This is a genomic window from Pseudomonas sp. QLc11A, assembly GCF_052112305.1.
In the GTDB taxonomy this organism is placed as follows: domain Bacteria; phylum Pseudomonadota; class Gammaproteobacteria; order Pseudomonadales; family Pseudomonadaceae; genus Aquipseudomonas; species Aquipseudomonas laurylsulfatiphila.
On the sequence record NZ_JAVAJJ010000032.1, the window covers coordinates 1 to 17,042 of the forward strand.

The 17,042-nt window shown below is 61.9% G+C and carries 16 protein-coding genes and 1 pseudogene; 11 read left to right on the top strand and 6 right to left on the bottom strand.

The features are described from left to right. The 4 genes and pseudogenes from Q8X48_RS29425 to acs all read left to right on the top strand — a co-directional run. A partial coding sequence (locus Q8X48_RS29425; protein ID WP_003137649.1) for an aldehyde dehydrogenase family protein occupies window positions 1–127 on the top strand: 127 nt, incomplete at its 5' end. Window positions 128–318: 191 nt separating this feature from the next. Beyond that, window positions 319–1,344, top strand: a pseudogene (locus Q8X48_RS29430) (HAMP domain-containing protein); the annotation flags it as partial. A gap of 108 nt (window positions 1,345–1,452) precedes the next feature. After that, a complete protein-coding gene (locus Q8X48_RS29435) occupies window positions 1,453–2,202 on the top strand; it encodes a methyl-accepting chemotaxis protein (RefSeq protein WP_407801424.1) in 750 nt (249 codons plus the stop codon). A gap of 78 nt (window positions 2,203–2,280) precedes the next feature. Then, window positions 2,281–4,236 (top strand): acetate--CoA ligase, encoded by a 1,956-nt coding sequence (gene acs / locus Q8X48_RS29440; RefSeq protein ID WP_407801411.1) that lies wholly within the window; start codon window positions 2,281–2,283, stop codon window positions 4,234–4,236. A 33-nt stretch (window positions 4,237–4,269) separates the two neighbouring features. Here acs and Q8X48_RS29445 read toward each other — a convergent pair whose 3' ends face one another. The 6 genes from Q8X48_RS29445 to Q8X48_RS29470 form a co-directional block, all read right to left on the bottom strand. Beyond that, window positions 4,270–5,043 carry a hypothetical protein gene (locus Q8X48_RS29445; RefSeq protein WP_407801412.1) on the bottom strand — a complete coding sequence of 258 codons (774 nt, stop codon included), beginning with the start codon at window positions 5,041–5,043 and terminating at the stop codon, window positions 4,270–4,272. A 16-nt stretch (window positions 5,044–5,059) separates the two neighbouring features. Then, window positions 5,060–5,878: a DUF2092 domain-containing protein gene (locus Q8X48_RS29450; RefSeq protein ID WP_407801413.1), complete on the bottom strand. Its 819-nt coding sequence runs from the start codon at window positions 5,876–5,878 to the stop codon at window positions 5,060–5,062. 191 nt (window positions 5,879–6,069) lie between these two features. Continuing rightward, the gene (locus Q8X48_RS29455; protein WP_407801414.1) at window positions 6,070–7,044 is read right to left on the bottom strand and encodes an acetyltransferase; all 975 of its coding nucleotides are present in this window, start codon (window positions 7,042–7,044) and stop codon (window positions 6,070–6,072) included. Window positions 7,045–7,056: 12 nt separating this feature from the next. Continuing rightward, window positions 7,057–7,845, bottom strand: coding sequence for an SDR family oxidoreductase (locus Q8X48_RS29460; protein WP_126045825.1), 789 nt, complete (start codon window positions 7,843–7,845; stop codon window positions 7,057–7,059). Window positions 7,846–7,882: 37 nt separating this feature from the next. Continuing rightward, the gene (locus Q8X48_RS29465; RefSeq protein ID WP_407801415.1) at window positions 7,883–9,052 is read right to left on the bottom strand and encodes a sulfotransferase family protein; all 1,170 of its coding nucleotides are present in this window, start codon (window positions 9,050–9,052) and stop codon (window positions 7,883–7,885) included. Next, entirely contained in the window at window positions 9,049–10,176 is a 1,128-nt protein-coding gene (locus tag Q8X48_RS29470) for a hypothetical protein (protein ID WP_407801416.1), read from the bottom strand. Before Q8X48_RS29470 ends, Q8X48_RS29465 begins: the two co-directional genes overlap by 4 nt. Window positions 10,177–10,384: 208 nt before the next feature. On the opposite strand from Q8X48_RS29470, the gene Q8X48_RS29475 reads away from it, so the two are divergent. From Q8X48_RS29475 to Q8X48_RS29505, 7 genes are all read left to right on the top strand, one after another. After that, on the top strand, window positions 10,385–10,855 hold the full coding sequence (locus Q8X48_RS29475; protein ID WP_126045822.1) for an SRPBCC domain-containing protein: 471 nt from the start codon (window positions 10,385–10,387) through the stop codon (window positions 10,853–10,855). Next, window positions 10,852–11,865: a sulfate adenylyltransferase subunit CysD gene (cysD, locus tag Q8X48_RS29480; RefSeq protein WP_407801417.1), complete on the top strand. Its 1,014-nt coding sequence runs from the start codon at window positions 10,852–10,854 to the stop codon at window positions 11,863–11,865. The genes Q8X48_RS29475 and cysD overlap by 4 nt, the downstream gene beginning before the upstream one ends. Then, a complete protein-coding gene (gene cysN, locus Q8X48_RS29485) occupies window positions 11,865–13,757 on the top strand; it encodes a sulfate adenylyltransferase subunit CysN (protein WP_407801418.1) in 1,893 nt (630 codons plus the stop codon). The genes cysD and cysN overlap by 1 nt, the downstream gene beginning before the upstream one ends. Before the next feature lie 155 nt (window positions 13,758–13,912). Beyond that, entirely contained in the window at window positions 13,913–15,085 is a 1,173-nt protein-coding gene (locus Q8X48_RS29490; RefSeq protein WP_407801419.1) for a helix-turn-helix transcriptional regulator, read from the top strand. A 232-nt stretch (window positions 15,086–15,317) separates the two neighbouring features. Then, complete coding sequence (locus Q8X48_RS29495) at window positions 15,318–16,385, top strand: alpha/beta fold hydrolase (RefSeq protein WP_407801420.1); 1,068 nt, start codon at window positions 15,318–15,320, stop codon at window positions 16,383–16,385. Between the two features lie 113 nt (window positions 16,386–16,498). Beyond that, window positions 16,499–16,657, top strand: coding sequence for a hypothetical protein (locus Q8X48_RS29500; RefSeq protein WP_407802804.1), 159 nt, complete (start codon window positions 16,499–16,501; stop codon window positions 16,655–16,657). An 87-nt stretch (window positions 16,658–16,744) separates the two neighbouring features. Beyond that, entirely contained in the window at window positions 16,745–16,903 is a 159-nt protein-coding gene (locus Q8X48_RS29505) for a hypothetical protein (RefSeq protein WP_407802804.1), read from the top strand. Window positions 16,904–17,042: the final 139 nt, after the last annotated feature.

Below are 17,042 nucleotides of genomic sequence, written 5' to 3' on the forward strand. Positions count from 1 at the left end.
CGCCGCGTTCGGCGGGTACAAGAAGTCCGGCGTCGGCCGTGAAACCCACAAGATGATGCTTGATCACTATCAGCAGACCAAAAACCTGCTGGTGAGCTACGACATCAATCCGTTGGGCTTCTTCTAAAATCGAGGGCGACACTGATTTCCGTGTCGCCCTTTCTACCTTCATCGCGGGCAAGCCCGCTCCCACAGTGATTCAGGTTGCCCCAAAAATATCAATTACCCAAAACCCTGTGGGAGCGGGCTTGCCCGCGATGGCGTCCTCACTGACCTGAGATTTTTCTGTTCCCCTTGATCGCCCCTTTGGAGCCCTCGATGAAAATCCGTTACAAGGTGAGCCTTGTGGCTGCTTGTGTGCTGTTGGTGACCACCAGTCTTCTATCGCTGGTTCAGGTAGAGCAGATCCGTAGCATTTTGCGTCACCAGGTCGAGGCGAGCATTGCCGAATCGAGCAATGCGGTGGCACGTCAGATCGAGAACTGGCTGAACGGCAAGCTTCATTTGATGGACCTGGCCTCCCAGGCGATCGATCGCCAGTACAGTGTGCAAACGACCCAACGGATCATCGATTCGCCCATTCTCAAAGACGAATTCAAGCTGGTGTTCGGCGCCCTCGAGGCTGATGGAAAGCCCATCAAGAACACGGCGGCGTGGAATCCGAAACCCGACTATGACGGTCGCACCCGTCCCTGGTATTCGACGGGAAAGACCGGCAGCCAAGCCGTCCTGACCGAACCCTACAAGGACTCCACCACGGGTGAAATCCTGATCTCGGCCGTCGCCCGGATCAGCGACGCGGGACAGCTACTCGGGGTGTTTGGCGGTGACATTCGCCTGACCACGGTGGCCGATGCCATCAATACCCTGGATTTCGGCGGGGCCGGTTATGCGTTCCTGCTCAGTAAAAGCGGCAACATCATTTCTCACCCGGACGCCGAGCTGAACGGCAAGCCCTACAGTCAGCTTTTTGCCGGGAGCGTCCTGCCCCTCGACGGTCAGCTTCAAGAGGTGCGCAGCGATGGGAAGTCGCTCCTGGTGTCCTTCATCCCGCTCTCCGATCTCAAGGGTATGGATTGGTACATCGGCGTGGTCCTGGACCAGGACATCGTCATGGCCGCCGCCCATACCCTGAGTTGGCGAGCCGTGATCGGTACCGGCCTGGGCGTGCTGCTCAGCCTGTTGGTGTTGGGCCTGCTGGTCAGGCGACTGCTGCGGCCGCTGGAACAACTGAAGGACTCGCTGGCAGACATCAATCGCGGTGAAGGCGACCTGACCCGCCAGTTGCCCGTGGTCGGCAATGATGAAATTGCGCTGGTCGCCGGGGAGTTCAACCAGTTCCTGCACAATCTCAAGGCGCTCATTGGCGACGTGAAAAACAGCTCGCAACAGGTCCGCGAGAGCACCACCGCGACCTCATGCGAAGCGGATCAGGCCGCCAACCGCATACAGGTGCAATTGCAGGAACTGGATCAACTGGCCACCGCCATGACCGAGATGGCCTCGACCGCCGAAGATGTCGCGCGCAACGCGCAAACCGCTGCCGAAGCGGCGATTGCCGCTAACGAAGAAACCGCAGACGGCGTCGCGCTGGTTTCCCGGTCTACCGGGGCCATCAAGCGCTTGGCCGAGGAGATGGACGCCACCGGTCATGCGATCAATGACTTGTCCAGCCTCAGTCAAAGCATTGAATCCATTGTGGCGGTCATCACCAGCATCGCTGACCAGACCAATCTGCTCGCCCTCAATGCCGCCATCGAGGCAGCCCGTGCCGGCGAGTCGGGACGCGGGTTTGCGGTCGTTGCCGATGAGGTGCGCTCCCTGGCCTCGCGCACCCAGCAATCCACCCAGGAAATACGCGAGATGATCGACCAGCTGCAGACCGGGGTAAAACATGCCCAGGCGCGCATGCAGCAGAGCCGCGACACGGCCAGCAAAACGGCTGGCGATGCCAACGCCGCCAATGACACCCTCGAACGCATACGCGAGGCCATTTACCGCATCAATGACATGAACCTGCAGATTGCCGCGGCCGCTGAAGAACAAAGCGCCACGACCGAAGAAACCAACCGCAACACCACCAATATCCGCGACATCAGTCTTGAAGTGTCCGGCAGTGCGGACAAACAGGTTCGCCAGTGCCTGGTCATGGTCGACCACGTCGGCCAGCAGGACAAACTACTGAGTCGCTTCCGGATTTGAATGTTGCATTTGCCCGAATGCTTGAGCTGCAAACCCGTAACAGATCACAAAAACAACTATTCCACCGAGGTAAGAAAGATGAGTGCGGCTTCCCTGTATCCCGTTCGTCCCGAGGTTCTGGCCAATACCCTGACCGACGAGGCGACCTACAAGGCCATGTACCAGCAGTCGGTCGTCAACCCGGACGGCTTCTGGCGCGAGCAAGCCAAGCGCCTCGACTGGATCAAGCCGTTCACCACGGTGAAGCAGACCTCCTTCGACGATCACCATGTCGACATCAAGTGGTTCGCCGACGGCACCCTGAACGTGTCCTACAACTGCCTCGACCGTCATCTGGCCGAGCGCGGCGACCAGGTCGCGATCATCTGGGAAGGCGATGACCCTGCCGAAAGCCGCAACATCACCTACCGCGAGTTGCACGAGCAGGTCTGCAAGTTCGCCAACGCCCTGCGCGGCCAGGACGTGCACCGCGGCGACGTGGTGACGATCTATATGCCGATGATCCCCGAAGCCGTGGTCGCCATGCTGGCCTGTACCCGGATCGGCGCGATCCACTCGGTGGTGTTCGGCGGGTTCTCGCCGGAAGCCCTGGCCGGTCGCATCATCGACTGCAAATCCAAAGTGGTGATCACCGCCGACGAAGGCATTCGTGCCGGCAAGAAGATCCCGCTCAAGGCCAACGTCGACGACGCGCTGACCAACCCGGAAACCAGCAGCATCCAGAAAGTCATCGTGTGCAAGCGCACCGGTGGCCAGATCAAGTGGAACCAGCATCGCGACATCTGGTTCGAGGACCTGATGAAAGTGGCCGGCACCGTGTGCGCGCCGAAAGAGATGGGCGCCGAAGAGGCGCTGTTCATCCTCTACACCTCGGGTTCGACCGGCAAGCCGAAGGGCGTGCAGCACACCACCGGCGGCTATCTGCTGTACGCTGCCATGACCCACGAGCGCGTGTTCGACTACCGCCCGGGCGAGATCTACTGGTGCACCGCCGACGTCGGCTGGGTCACCGGCCACAGCTACATCGTCTACGGCCCGCTGGCCAACGGCGCGACCACCCTGCTGTTCGAAGGCGTGCCGAACTACCCGGACATCACCCGGGTGGCGAAGATCGTCGACAAACACAAGGTCAACATCCTTTACACGGCACCGACCGCGATCCGCGCCATGATGGCCTCGGGCACCGCCGCCGTTGAGGGTGCCGATGGCAGCAGCCTGCGCCTGTTGGGCTCGGTGGGCGAGCCGATCAACCCGGAAGCCTGGGACTGGTACTACAAGAACGTCGGCAAGTCCCGCTGCCCGATCGTCGACACCTGGTGGCAGACCGAAACTGGCGGCAACATGATGAGCTCGCTGCCGGGCGCCCATGCCCTCAAGCCGGGTTCGGCGGCGCGTCCGTTCTTCGGCGTGGTGCCGGCCCTGGTGGACAACCTGGGCAACATCATCGAAGGCGAGGCCGAGGGCAACCTGGTGATTCTCGATTCGTGGCCAGGCCAGGCGCGTACGCTGTTTGGCGATCACGACCGTTTCGTCGACACCTACTTCAAGACCTTCCGCGGCATGTACTTCACCGGTGACGGCGCCCGTCGTGACGCCGATGGTTACTACTGGATCACCGGTCGCGTGGACGACGTGCTCAACGTTTCGGGCCACCGCATGGGCACCGCCGAGATCGAAAGCGCGATGGTCGCGCACCCGAAAGTCGCCGAAGCGGCGGTGGTCGGTGTGCCGCACGACATCAAGGGACAGGGTATTTATGTCTATGTCACCCTGAAAAACGGTGAAGAGCCGAACGAGCAACTGCGCCTGGAACTGAAGAACTGGGTGCGCAAGGAGATCGGGCCGATTGCTTCGCCGGATGTGATTCAGTGGGCACCGGGGCTGCCGAAGACTCGCTCGGGCAAGATCATGCGGCGGATTCTGCGCAAGATTGCGGCGGCTGAGTACGAAGGGTTGGGGGATATCTCCACCCTGGCGGACCCGAGTGTGGTGCTGAACCTGATCAATACGCACCGCAGCATGAACGTCGCCTGACAGTTCGGGCCCCATCTATGAGCCGCCAGAGGCTCAAGGCATCGGCACGACGGTGTAATAAACGCCGTTGGCGCCAAAGGACGGTCGCAACCAGGAATTGCCGCACTGGTAGTACGTGGTATTGGAGAAACTTATCAGGCCACAGCCTGGGGGCAGTGAGGCGTACGTCGCGCCCATGGGCATTGTCGGTGGTGCGGAAGCCACCATGCCGGCGTTGTAGCTGGCGTTCTGGTCGGCGACCGTCGCTGCTGCTTCACCGACGACCACGCCCGCCGCAGCGGCGGCTGCCGGATTGACGCCCTCGTTATAGCCACAGTTGTAGCAGCCACTGCTGGCAATCACGGCGGTTGGTGGATGGTAGTAAGCGGTCCCGTAAGGCACGGCACGGTAGGCGGTTGTGCCATAAACAGGGGGGCGGTAAGCCGTCGTGCCATAGCCATCCGCATGATAGCCGGCGGCGGTGGCGCCATTTGCACCCTGCGCATGCCAGGCACCTTCGCCACCCGAAGCCGTTCCACCTTCCGCGCCCGTGCCGTGCCAGGAGCCCTCGCCACCGGACGCCGTGCCGCCGCGATAGCCTGTGCCGCTCCAGCTCCCATCACCTCCGGAAGCCGAGCCGCCGCGATTGGTTTCGCCACTCCAACTGCCGCCACCGCCCGAAGCTGAGCCGTATTCACCCGAATGACTCCATGAGCCCCCTCCTCCGTACGTGCGCCCGAAGCCGGAAGCGTGGGACCAGGCCGCTGCCTGGTTGCAGGTGAGCAGCGCGACAAACAGGCAGGCGAATTTCAAGGTAGATCTGTTCATGGGTCAGTCTCCTTGTTCAGGGTTTCGCCACGGGTTCTTTTACCCCCTGCGGGGCACGAAGATCGGGCGGTGGGGCAAACTCAATGCGGTGGGCCGTTTCGATGTGGTCAGGCCTGAAAAAATCGGCAGGCATCGCCGACTGGAGCTTCCAGTCACTGAAATCGACTTGATGCCGGGATCGTGTCGGATCATCGAGAAACACGGCGCGCAACCGGCGTGGCAGCTTGTCCTGCACGCCGATCCAGGCCTGCACGAACACGCTGTCGCTGGTGTAGGCGATCACATCGGTGGTGGTGTCACCGACCACCGTGCTTTGGCCGACGTAAAACGCCACACGCAGGTCCCGGGACAAATCCTGGTAGGGATCGGCGACGATCACGTCGGTGAACGGAAAATAGATCGCGGCACGCCGGTACGCGGCCTCCAGGGTCGCATCAATGGTAGGAGGCGCGTCCGTCTGGGCTAGCAAGTCGCCTTTACGTTCGAAGGCATAGGCTTTTTTGCCATCGTAGTAAAACTCGGTGGCCGGACCGTCGCCGGACGTCAACACACGAAGGCGATCCGGTCGTTGCACGTTGACCAGGTCCACCGTGCCATAGGCCAGTGGAGGCCCTAGCCGGCTGGGCTTTTCGTAGGTCGTGACGGCTTTGAAACTCATGCCCTGAGTGCCCGCGAGCCTGGCACTCATTCCCTTCAGAACCTCCAGCGCCTTGGGTTCCAGTTGCACCGCAGGCGGATTGGCAGAGGGAGACTGTGCGGCGTGCAGCGGGATGGCAAACAGACCTATGGCTAGACCGAGACAGAACAACCGGACAGGCGTTTGGAGGGTAGGCATCGATTGTTCTCCACGGAAAACAGCGGGTCGATCGCGCGTCGTCAGACTCAGTAGCAAAGCTCAGTTACAGGGTGACTGCCATGCATTCGGGAAAATAGTTTGAACAAATCCGCTCAGAAACCCGCGCAAAGGCTACAGCGCGTCAATCTGCAGGTGAAATCCGGCATCCATGCCGCACTGTCCCTGTAATCTCAGCAACATCCGGACGAGTAACCGGCAAGTAACCGCTCTGCAAACGCAGGCAGATCCGACTCCGCCAAACGGTTGATGCCGGCTGCACGCTTGCGTCCACCCCCCGTCGGGAACTGACGGCAGAACGCATCCGCCATCTGTTCGCTGCCGTCAGGTACACGAAGGCTGAACCCCCATTCACCATTGGCCTTGGCGCTGAGCAGACCGATGGCCAGGTGCGGAGCCTGTGCCGCCAATTGGTTGGCCAGCACACCGCTGACCCGTCGAGCCCATGGCTGCGGCGGCAAGCGATAGAGCCGCGCGCCGTTGCTTTCACGCCACGGCACCAGGTCAGCGGCAGCCGCCATGTCGGCGGCATGCCCCTCTTTGAGAGTGATGAAACTCGGGCTTTCGCGGATGAAGTCAATTGGATTGCGGTACGGCAACAGTTCGCCAGCCAGCGCCAACGGATCGAAATGCAGGTCCTCCAGGTTGTCGCCGTAGGCGTTGTAGTTCAACAACTGACCCAGTTCTCCCAGCGCTACCACCTCCTCCGTATTCAACCCGTGTCGTTCGGCCAGCGCACGCGCCGGACCGGCCAGGCCATCTCCAAATGCAGCGACCACCGCCCAGCGGTGCTCTCGTCCGGAAAGGTAGTTGTCCACCAGGATGCTGGTACACACGTGGGCGGCCGTATCGATAAATGATTCGAATGCCGGGTGTCGAGGCAGGTCACCCGCATAGTGGTGATCGAAATAGCGCACCCGGGCACCGGCGTCGAGTAAGCGCCGGGTATCCTCGCGATTCTGCTCGTGAGCCACGTCCAGCACAGTGACCCGCTCGCCATGAGCGGCCGTGACCCGGCGCAGCAGTTCGATATCGCGCTTGACCCCGCTGATCAAGCGCACCTCGAGGTCCAGTTCCCCGGCCAGACGCAATTGCTGCAGCGCACAGAGGCCATCCGCATCGCCGTTAAAGGCGCAGTAATCAATCATCTGTCATGTTCCTCAGCACATCATTTCGCCGCCGTTGGCATCCAGTTGTGCGCCATTGATTGCACTGGCGTAATCCGATGCAAGGAACAGCGCGGCGCGTGCGCACTCTTCATCGGTGCGCATGCGCCCCCCCGGGATCCCGGCACTGAGTTCGGCACGCACCTGTTCTTCACTGACGCCCCGGGCGCCGGCGGTCTGGCGGACCAGGGCCTGGACCGGCTCGCCCCACATCCAGCCGCACGCCAGGCCGTTGACCCGCAGGCCATGCACCGCCTGCTCGGTCGCCAGGTAGCGCACTGTCGCGGCCAGTGCGCTCTTCGAGGCGGCATAGGCGGCACCGCCCTGGTAAGGCTTGCGTACCCCCAGGGTATTGATCATGACAATGGCGCCGGCGCCCTGGGTGCGCATGGGCGCCAGCACGGCGCGGCTCATGTTCAGCGAGCCCAGCAGATTGACTTCCAGGGCCTCGCGCAATGGGGCGTTGTCGCCCTCCTCCACGGACTGGAAGCCACCGTGGGAGAAGGCGCTGTTGATCAGCGCATCGATACGCCCGAATTGTTCCAGGGTGTTTGCGGCGAAGCGCTGGCAGGCTTCGACATCGGTAATGTCCGTGGGTACACACAACACCTCGCAGGTATGGGGGAGCGCCAAAATACGTTGTTGCGCCTCGAGCAGCCGCGCCTTGTCCCGCGCCCCTATGGCAACGGCGCGCGCACCTTCGCGTGCGGCCTCCATGGCCAACTTGATACCTAACCCGGGGCCGACACCCGAGACCATCACGACCTTGTCTTTCAACAGCATGGGGAGATTCCTCTTGTTGTTATGAGCTGTACGGGCTTCAGGCTTGAATATGCCGGGTTCGATACTCGGCATAGTCTCGTTGCAAAATCTCTTCGCTGAGGCCGAACTGGCCGGGGCTGTAGTGATGAACCGCACGTTTTTCACGCCCGTTTGCCTGCAGCCATTGCGCCATGGCGGACCGGGTCTGCGGCGTCAATTGGAGGCCGGCAAACTGATAGATCCTTTCGACGACAGCCTGCGGCTCGGCCACGGTGTCTTCGAAGTGCACATCAAGGAAACGCTCCGGGGGCATACGCTCGCGGACGGCCATCGCATGGCGCAACGCACGTGCCATACGGCGGTTCCACTGCTCTCCTACGGCCTCGGCATCGGCCTTGTCGCTGTAGAGCAACCACAGGGTATGGATAAAGCTGGCCAGCGAAGGAATGGTCCTGGCCGGTTCGCGATGGGTGAGGACGACCTGCGCTTTTGGAAAAACCTCGAACAGCAGCTCCAGGGTATGCAGGTGCTGCGGGCTTTTGAGCAACCAGCGACGGCCAGGCTCGATGCCGCGACGTGCTTGCTGCCATTGCAGGAACTGCAGGGTTCGCTTGAGGTACCGATAGACCTGCGTCTGGTCCTGAGCGTCAAGCCAGGCGGTATAGCTGGGCACATTGACGTAGGAATCCATGGCGCACAGGAACGAGTGTTCCATCAGCATGAACTCTTCATCGGGCTGCTCGGCGTCCAGCGGGTGGATGGCCAGCAACTGCGGGAGGAACTCGATCATTCCCGCGACTTCGTCCCGTGCCCGGGCGATGCGCTTTTGTGGCTGCTCCAGTGTTTCACCGGGCAAGGGTGCCGGGTAACGGGTTTCCCACCACTGCGCCTTGCTGAACTGCGGGTCCACCGCCAGTGTGCGCTGCAGCAGTGTAGTGCCGGTGCGCGGCAGGCCGACAATCACCAACGGGTCATCGATAGGTTGCTCAAGGATCTCCGGGTGGCGCCGCAAGTGATCCTCCATGACCAGGCGGTTGACCAGTTGCCCCAGCAGTTTTTCCCGCAACAGGCCCCGCCCGGCGGGCGACAGGCACGCTTCGTTTTTCAGGGCGTCGACCAATACCCGCAGGCCCTGGCGAAAATCGCCGGGACCGAAGTCGTCGAGTCCCCCAGAACGGGCGCGGGCTTCGGCCAGCAAGGCATCCAGGGCGAAATCGTCGGCGCTCATCGCACAATCTCCTTCAACGCATCGAGCTTGACCACGCGTGTGGTCGGGTGCACGGGATGCTGCGCCCCCACCCAGCGCAAGCACAGGGTGCCGTGGGGATGGCTGGCGGTTTCCAGCCAATTCTCAAGGCCGGGATCAACGCCGCAGAGCACCATGCGCAAGCGGCCATCGGCGTCCAGGCGCGCTGAATGCTTGTTCAGGCAGATGCGGTGGTAGCGGTAGTCCAGCGACTCCATCCAGTAGTTGTTGATCTGCACATTCCAGAAGTCGCAGTCAGGAACCTGGTCGACCTCGATCAGCAAGGCCTCGTCCTCGGCCAGGGCCCAGTAGGAGTGGTAATAGAAAATGTTCGGGTCGCCCCCCACGGACTGGCACAGCGCCTGGTCGGCGGCTGGCAGTTGATTGGGATGGGCCTGGTAACCCTGGGCCCAATCGGCAAACAATCGGGCGGTGTTCTCGACGAAACTGCCCACCCGTTGCAGGCTTTGCTGCAAGCGTGGCGCCGTCAGCGGCTCAGGTGCCTGCCCGGCATTCAGGCGCTCTATTCGCAGTTGTGCCGGTTGCTCACTGCCACGGTCAAGAAACGTCTGGCGCACGATCAGGGCATTGCTCTGCGGTTCCAGCCGCAGCCAGTTGCCTTCAGCCGGCTGACGCTGGCTGAGGATGATTTCGAAGTGGCCCTCGGCATCCAGCACCAGTGACCCGGCATCGAGGAAACCGGTCTGGACCATCTTGCCATCCGTCTCATACCCCCCCTTCTGGGAACCGAAGCTGAGGTAGGCAACGCTGCCACGGTGACCGCTGACCCGGTACTCATGCTCACCGTTCAGGCGCGCATAGCTGTACCGGTTATCCGGGTTGTCGGCGCCGATTTTCGCGGTTTCATGGGACGGGGTGATGAAGCCCGGAAAGTCCGGGTCAGCAAACTCCAGGTGCATTTCCAGGGCAATGCGCAGTAACCGGGTGAGATAACGAAAGCCTTCGGCACGGGTCTGCACATCGGCCGGCGCTTCGCGGCGCAGTATCTGCTCGCCGCTGCGGCGCAATTGTTCGCAAAAGAGGTTCCAGCTCTCACCGCTGAGCACCTCCTGATCGATCCTGTCTGTAGCAATGTCTGTAACCATGCCGCTCTCCTCTGCCGGCGGACATCCCGCCGCTGCCAGTGACCTTAGGGAGTTCCCGCTTGCCGATTCTTCGTCCGAGCGGACTAAGCGCCCTCCTAGTCCGCATGGACGAGGAGCCGGGCATCCCGAGCGCGGAGGATCGCGCCTGAGCCCATGGCTTACTCCCGTCGCGATGCGTGGCGCGGAGTCACTCTCAGAGGAGTCACCCATGACCGCAGAGAAAAATCTGGTTCGTTCCGTCATCGTGGACATCGCCGCGCCCGCCGAACTGGTCTGGTCGGTATTGATCGACCTGGCGCGTTATCCGCAGTGGAACCCCTATACCGTCAAGGTCGAGTCGAGCCTGGCACTTGGGGAGCCGGTCAACCTGTTCCTGCCCCATCCGGGGCAACCGGGCGAGCTGTTGCACGTGATCGAATACCTGGCGGACTTCGAGCCCCACCGACTGCTCGCCTGGGAGATGTATGCCAGTGCCGACAACCCGGACGCTGCCCGCCGCGAACAGCACATCGAGCGCACCGGTCCGGCCAGTTGCCGCTACCACACCACCGACCAGTTCCTCGGCGCGACCGCCGACCAGGTCATGGCCAATCATGGTCCCTGGGTGCAACAGGGCTTCGATGCCGTTGCCCGCGCCCTCAAGGTGCGTGCCGAGACGTTGTACGCGTCCGTCGCGTGACCTTCAGCCGCTGTCGCGTTCTTCGTCCGAGCAGACGAAGAAGCGCCAGCGGCGCTTTACCTACCTTGGAGGTCCGCCGGAGCCAAACCCGGCAGAAATCGAGGAGATATCCGATGTTGACTCATCTGCAATGGCTGGAAGCGGAAAGCATCCAGATCATCCGCGAAGTGGTCGCCGAGTGTGAAAACCCGGTGATGCTCTATTCCATCGGCAAGGACAGCGCCGTGATGCTGCACCTGGCGATGAAGGCTTTTGCCCCGGGCAAACCACCCTTCCCCTTGCTGCACGTGGACACCACCTGGAAGTTTCGCGAAATGATCACGTTCCGCGACCAGACGGCATCGCGCCTGGGGCTGGAACTGCTGGTGCACGTCAATCCCGAGGGCGTGGAAAAGGCCATCGATCCTTTTACCCACGGCTCGGCCCTGCATACCGACGTGTGGAAGACCCAAGGGCTGAAGCAGGCTCTGGATCACTATGGTTTCGACGCCGCTTTCGGCGGTGCCCGCCGTGATGAAGAGAAGTCGCGGGCCAAGGAACGGGTGTTCTCGCTGCGCTCCGAGCAGCATCGCTGGGACCCGAAACAGCAGCGCCCCGAGCTCTGGCGCTTGTACAACACACGCAAACGCAAGGGCGAAAGCCTAAGGGTATTCCCGTTGTCGAACTGGACCGAGCTGGATATCTGGCAATACATCTACCTCGAACAGATCCCCATCGTGCCGCTGTATTTCGCCAAGGAGCGCCCGGTGGTTCAGCGTGACGGCACGCTGATCATGGTCGACGACGAGCGCCTGCCGCTGCGACCGGGAGAATCGCCGCAAATGCGCAAGGTGCGTTTCCGCACGCTTGGCTGCTACCCGCTGACCGGCGCCATCGACAGCGATGCCGACAACCTGCCGGCAATTATCAGCGAAATGCTGGTAAGCCGTACTTCGGAACGCCAGGGTCGACTGATCGACAGCGATTCGGCCGGTTCCATGGAGAAAAAGAAGCAAGAGGGGTATTTCTGATGAGCGCGCTGAACGACACCTTCAATGGCGACCTGACGCCCTATCTGGAACAGCAACAGAACAAGCAACTGCTGCGCTTCATCACCTGTGGCAGCGTCGACGATGGCAAAAGCACCCTGATCGGCCGCCTGCTTTATGAGTCCAAGGTTCTGTTCGAGGACCAGCTTGGCCAACTAGAAGCCGACTCGAAAAAACTCGGCACCCAGGGCGACGAACTCGACTTCGCCCTGTTGGTCGACGGTTTGAGCGCCGAGCGCGAGCAAGGCATCACCATCGATGTCGCCTATCGGTTCTTCGCCACCGACAAGCGCAAATTCATCGTCGCCGACACCCCCGGCCACGAGCAATACACCCGCAACATGGTCACTGGCGCCTCGACCGCCGACCTCGCGGTGATCCTCATCGATGCCCGCCAGGGCATTCTCACCCAGACCCGCCGGCACAGTTACCTGGTGTCCCTGCTGGGCATCCGCAAGGTCGTGGTGGCCATCAACAAACTGGACCTGGTGGACTATTCCCAGGCAGTGTTCGAACGCATCGAAGCCGATTATCGTGCGTTCGCCACGCAGATTGGCTTACACGACATCCAGTGCATCCCGCTCTCTGCGCTACGTGGCGACAACATGCTGCAAGCCAGCCCGAACACGCCCTGGTATCAGGGGCCGACCCTGCTCCAGCATCTGGAAAACGTCCCCCTTGAGCAGGCTCGACAGGTCGAGGCCGCGTTCCGCCTGCCCGTGCAATGGGTGAATCGGCCGAACCTCGACTTTCGTGGCTACTGCGGCAACGTCGCCGCGGGCAGCGTCAGCGTGGGGGATCGTATCCGGGTGCTTCCGTCTGGTCATCAGAGCGAGATCAGCGGGATCTTCGGCAGCGCCGGGGAACAGCCACAGGCCCTGTGCGGCCAGGCTGTCACGCTGACGCTCAAGGACGAAATCGATATCAGCCGTGGCGACTTGATTGTCCTGGCCGATGCACCGGCGGCCGTTGCCGACCAGTTCGAGGCGACGCTGGTGTGGATGGACGAAGAGCCGATGTTGCCTGGGCGTCCTTACCTGATGAAGATCGGCTGCCGCACTGTCAGCATGAGCTGCGCCAGCCTCAAGCACCGGGTCGATGTGAACAACCTGGAACACCTGGCGGCCAAAACCCTGGAGCTGAACGGTATCGGTGTGTGCAATCTGCATCTGGACCGGCCGATCGCCTTCGATGCTTATACCGATAACCGCGATACGGGTGGATTCATCATTATCGACCGCCTGAGCAACCGGACGGTCGGCGCCGGCATGCTGCACTTCGCCTTGCGCCGCGCACAGAACGTGCACTGGCAGGCCGTCGACGTGAACCGCGAGGCCCACGCGACGCTCAAGGGGCAGTCGCCGCGAATCCTGTGGTTCACCGGGTTGTCCGGCGCGGGCAAGTCGACCATCGCCAACCTGGTGGAGCGCAAGCTGCACACCCTCGGCCGGCACACTTACCTGCTCGATGGCGACAATGTCCGCCATGGCCTGAATCGCGACCTGGGCTTCACCGAAGCCGACCGGGTGGAGAATATCCGCCGGGTCTCGGAAGTGGCGAAGCTGATGCTCGATGCCGGTCTGATCACCCTGGTGTCGTTCATCTCACCGTTCCGTGCCGAGCGCGAGATGGCACGCCGCCTGGCAGGAGACGGTAATTTCCTGGAGATTTTCGTCGATGCGCCACTGGCCCTGGCCGAACAGCGCGACCCCAAAGGCCTGTACCAGAAAGCCCGGCGCGGCGAGTTGAAAAACTTCACCGGGATCGACTCGCCTTATGAGCCGCCGGTAGCGCCGGACATCCATATCGATACCCGCAACGAGTCGGCCGAAACCGCCGCCGAGCGTATCGTCGAGGCACTGCTGGCACTGTAAAAGCCCATGAGCTCAGCGCTATGCCGGGATGAACCGGTGTAGCGCTGCCTATCACATGGCCCGACAACCCGCCTAAGCCAAACGGACGATTTTCCCGCCATGGGCGCGATCAATACTCGAACGACAACAACAAGCAGCAGTAGCGAGGCGCATCCATGACCCTCTCTCTTCCGGTCTGCAAGGACCTGCAGCCCCATACCGAAATCCCGTCTGCAGAACTCAGCCACTTGCTTGCGCTGGTCTATCAAGGCCCCCTTGAGTCCACACCCTGGTCAAGCCTGATGGAGACCTTGCGTCAGCGTTTCGAAGCCAGCTTCTTCACCCTGGTGCTACGCAACCCCGACCATGAACGGCCGGGGCTGATCGTCAATGCATCGATTCATGGCCCCCTGCTGCCAGGCGAGCCGTTCTACAGCGAACAGTACTACGCAATCTGCCCCTTCATCGACTGGCCTGTCGAGCAGGTGGCCAGTGCCGACCAGGTACTGGGCGCCGATGCCTGGCTGGCCCACGACTTCTACCGCAACTATCTGCAACCCCTGGATCTGCGCCACGTCCTGGTCGCCAACATGCGCACGCCCACGGGCATGCACTGTGCTTTGTTCGCCTGCCGCAACCACGCCAGCCGCGACTTCGATGCAGCAGAGATTGCCCTGATTCGCCTGCTCCTGCCGCACCTGCAACAAGCGGTGGATCTGCACTCGGCGGTAGAGCAACTGGACTCCGAACGCCAACTCTATGCTGCGACCATCGACCGGCTGATGGTGGGCACGGCGATCCTCGACGAAGACGGCAGAATGATGCGTTGCAACCGCGCCGCCCAGCGACTGTTCGACAGCCGTGACGGCCTGGAATGCCGACACGACAAGCTCTGTGCCTTCACCAGCCAGCAGAACCGCAATGTTCAGCAAGCCATCCAGGCCGTATTGAAACAACGCCAGCGTGGTCTCGATGACATCGAAGTGTTGACCCTGACCCGGCCAAGCGGCGAAATGCCACTCAATTTACTGCTGCGCCCCATCCCCGTGAGCTATCAATCGCGCAACGGCGCACGCCGGCCAGCCGTAGCGGTGTTCATCCGCGACCCGGCGGACTCACCGCAGGCGTCGCGCAACCTGTTGCGCAGCCTGTTCCAGCTGACGCCGACCGAAACCGAAGTGGCCATGCTCGTCATGGACGGGCAAACCCTCGATGAAACAGCCCTGGCCCTTGGGGTTTCTCGCAACACGGTGCGTGCCCATTTGCGCGGAGTGTTCGCCAAGACCGGCGCCACCCGCCAGGCTCAACTGGTCAAGACACTGCTCAACAGTGTGGCGTCGCTTGGCTAGGCTGTAGATCCTTATTTACTGCATACACTCTGCAGAAAACCATGTGCGCAGGTAACGGGCCACGCATGACGCCACTGTGTATCACACTGTGTCAGCGCGACGTCCCGATACACAGTCTTTCATCCAGCCGGCGATTGGACACAGGCCGGATACGTTGCCGCGTTTCAATGCAAGCAAGGTTTGCAGGGGCTCAGACCGATCCCTGACCCATGGCTGGTAATGGAGACATCCCATGAAGATGGCACTGCGCAACAGCAACACCGGCAAGACTCGCCGCCACCTGGTCGGCCCATCGATCCTCGCCCTCACCCTGTTCGGTGTGCTCGGCGCAGCCCATGGGCAAACGGCCACCACCGTGCAGCCGGCTGCGACCCCTGCCCAAACCACTCACACGGCGCCCTCGCCGTTCGGCCCGCTCAAGCATGTCAACGCCGGGCTGCTGGACGTGGCGTACGCCGAAACCGGCCCGGCCGACGGACCGGTGGTGATCCTGCTGCACGGCTGGCCGTACGACATTCACAGCTATGACGAAGTCGCGCCGTTGCTCGCCGCCAAGGGCTACCGGGTACTGATGCCCTATGCGCGCGGCTATGGCGATACGCATTTCCTCTCCGACAAGACCCTGCGCAATGGCCAGCCGGCTGCGCTGGCCAGTGATGTCATCGACTTCATGGATGCGCTGAAGATCAAGCAAGCGGTGCTCGGTGGTTATGACTGGGGTGCGCGCTCGGCCGGCATTGTCTCGGCGCTGTGGCCGGAGCGGGTCAAGGCGCTGGTCTCGGTCAGCGGTTATCTGATCGGTAACCAGGCGGCCGGCAAGAACCCGCTGCCACCCAAGGCGGAACTGCAGTGGTGGTATCAGTTCTACTTCGCCACCGACCGCGGTCGCGCCGGTTACGCGAAAAACACCCACGACTTCGCCAAGCTGATCTGGCAACTGGCTTCGCCGAAATGGGCGTTCGATGACGCTACCTTCGACCGCAGCGCCAAGGCGCTGGACAACCCCGACCATGTCGACATCACCGTGTTCAACTACCGCTGGCGCCTGGGCCTGGTCCAGGGTGAAAGCCGCTACGAAGCGCTGGAGCAGAAGCTGGCCACGGCGCCGTCCATCAGCGTGCCGACCATCACCCTTGAAGGCGATGCCAACGGCGCACCGCACCCGGCCCCCGAAGACTATGCCAAGCGCTTCACCGGCAAATACGAATTCCGGCTGATCAACGGCGGCATCGGCCACAACCTGCCGCAGGAAGACCCGCAGGCGTTCGCCAAGGCTGTGATCGATGCGGATCATCTTTAACCTTCGCGTATTTATCCAGTAGCAAACGCGGTGCGCTTGAGTCCATCGCGAGCAAGCTCGCTCCCACAGTTTCAGCGTGGGCACGGTCCCTTGTGGGAGCTGGCTTGCCTGCGATGGTCGTTAACGATAACGCGGGTAACCTGGATGAACGCGGCGCACTTGAGTCCATCGCCAGCAGGCTGGCTCCTACAGTTTCAGCGTGGGCGCGGTCCCTTGTGGGAGCTGGCTTGCCTGCGATGGTCGTTAACGATAGCGCGGGTGAACTGGATTAACGCGGCGCATTGGAGTCCATCGCCAGCAGGCTGGCTCCTACAGTTTTAGCGCGGGCATGACCCCTTGTGGGAGCTGGCTTGCCTGCGATGGTCGTTAACGATAACGCGGGTAACCTGGATGAACGCGGCGCACTTGAGTCCATCGCCAGCAGGCTGGCTCCTACAGTTTCAGCGTGGGCGCGGTCCCTTGTGGGAGCTGGCTTGCCTGCGATGGTCGTTAACGATAGCGCGGGTGAACTGGATTAACGCGGCGCATTGGAGTCCATCGCCAGCAGGCTGGCTCCTACAGTTTTAGCGCGGGCATGACCCCTTGTGGGAGCTGGCTTGCCTGCGATGGTCGTTAACGATAACGCGGGTGAACTGGATGAACGCGGCGCACTTGAGT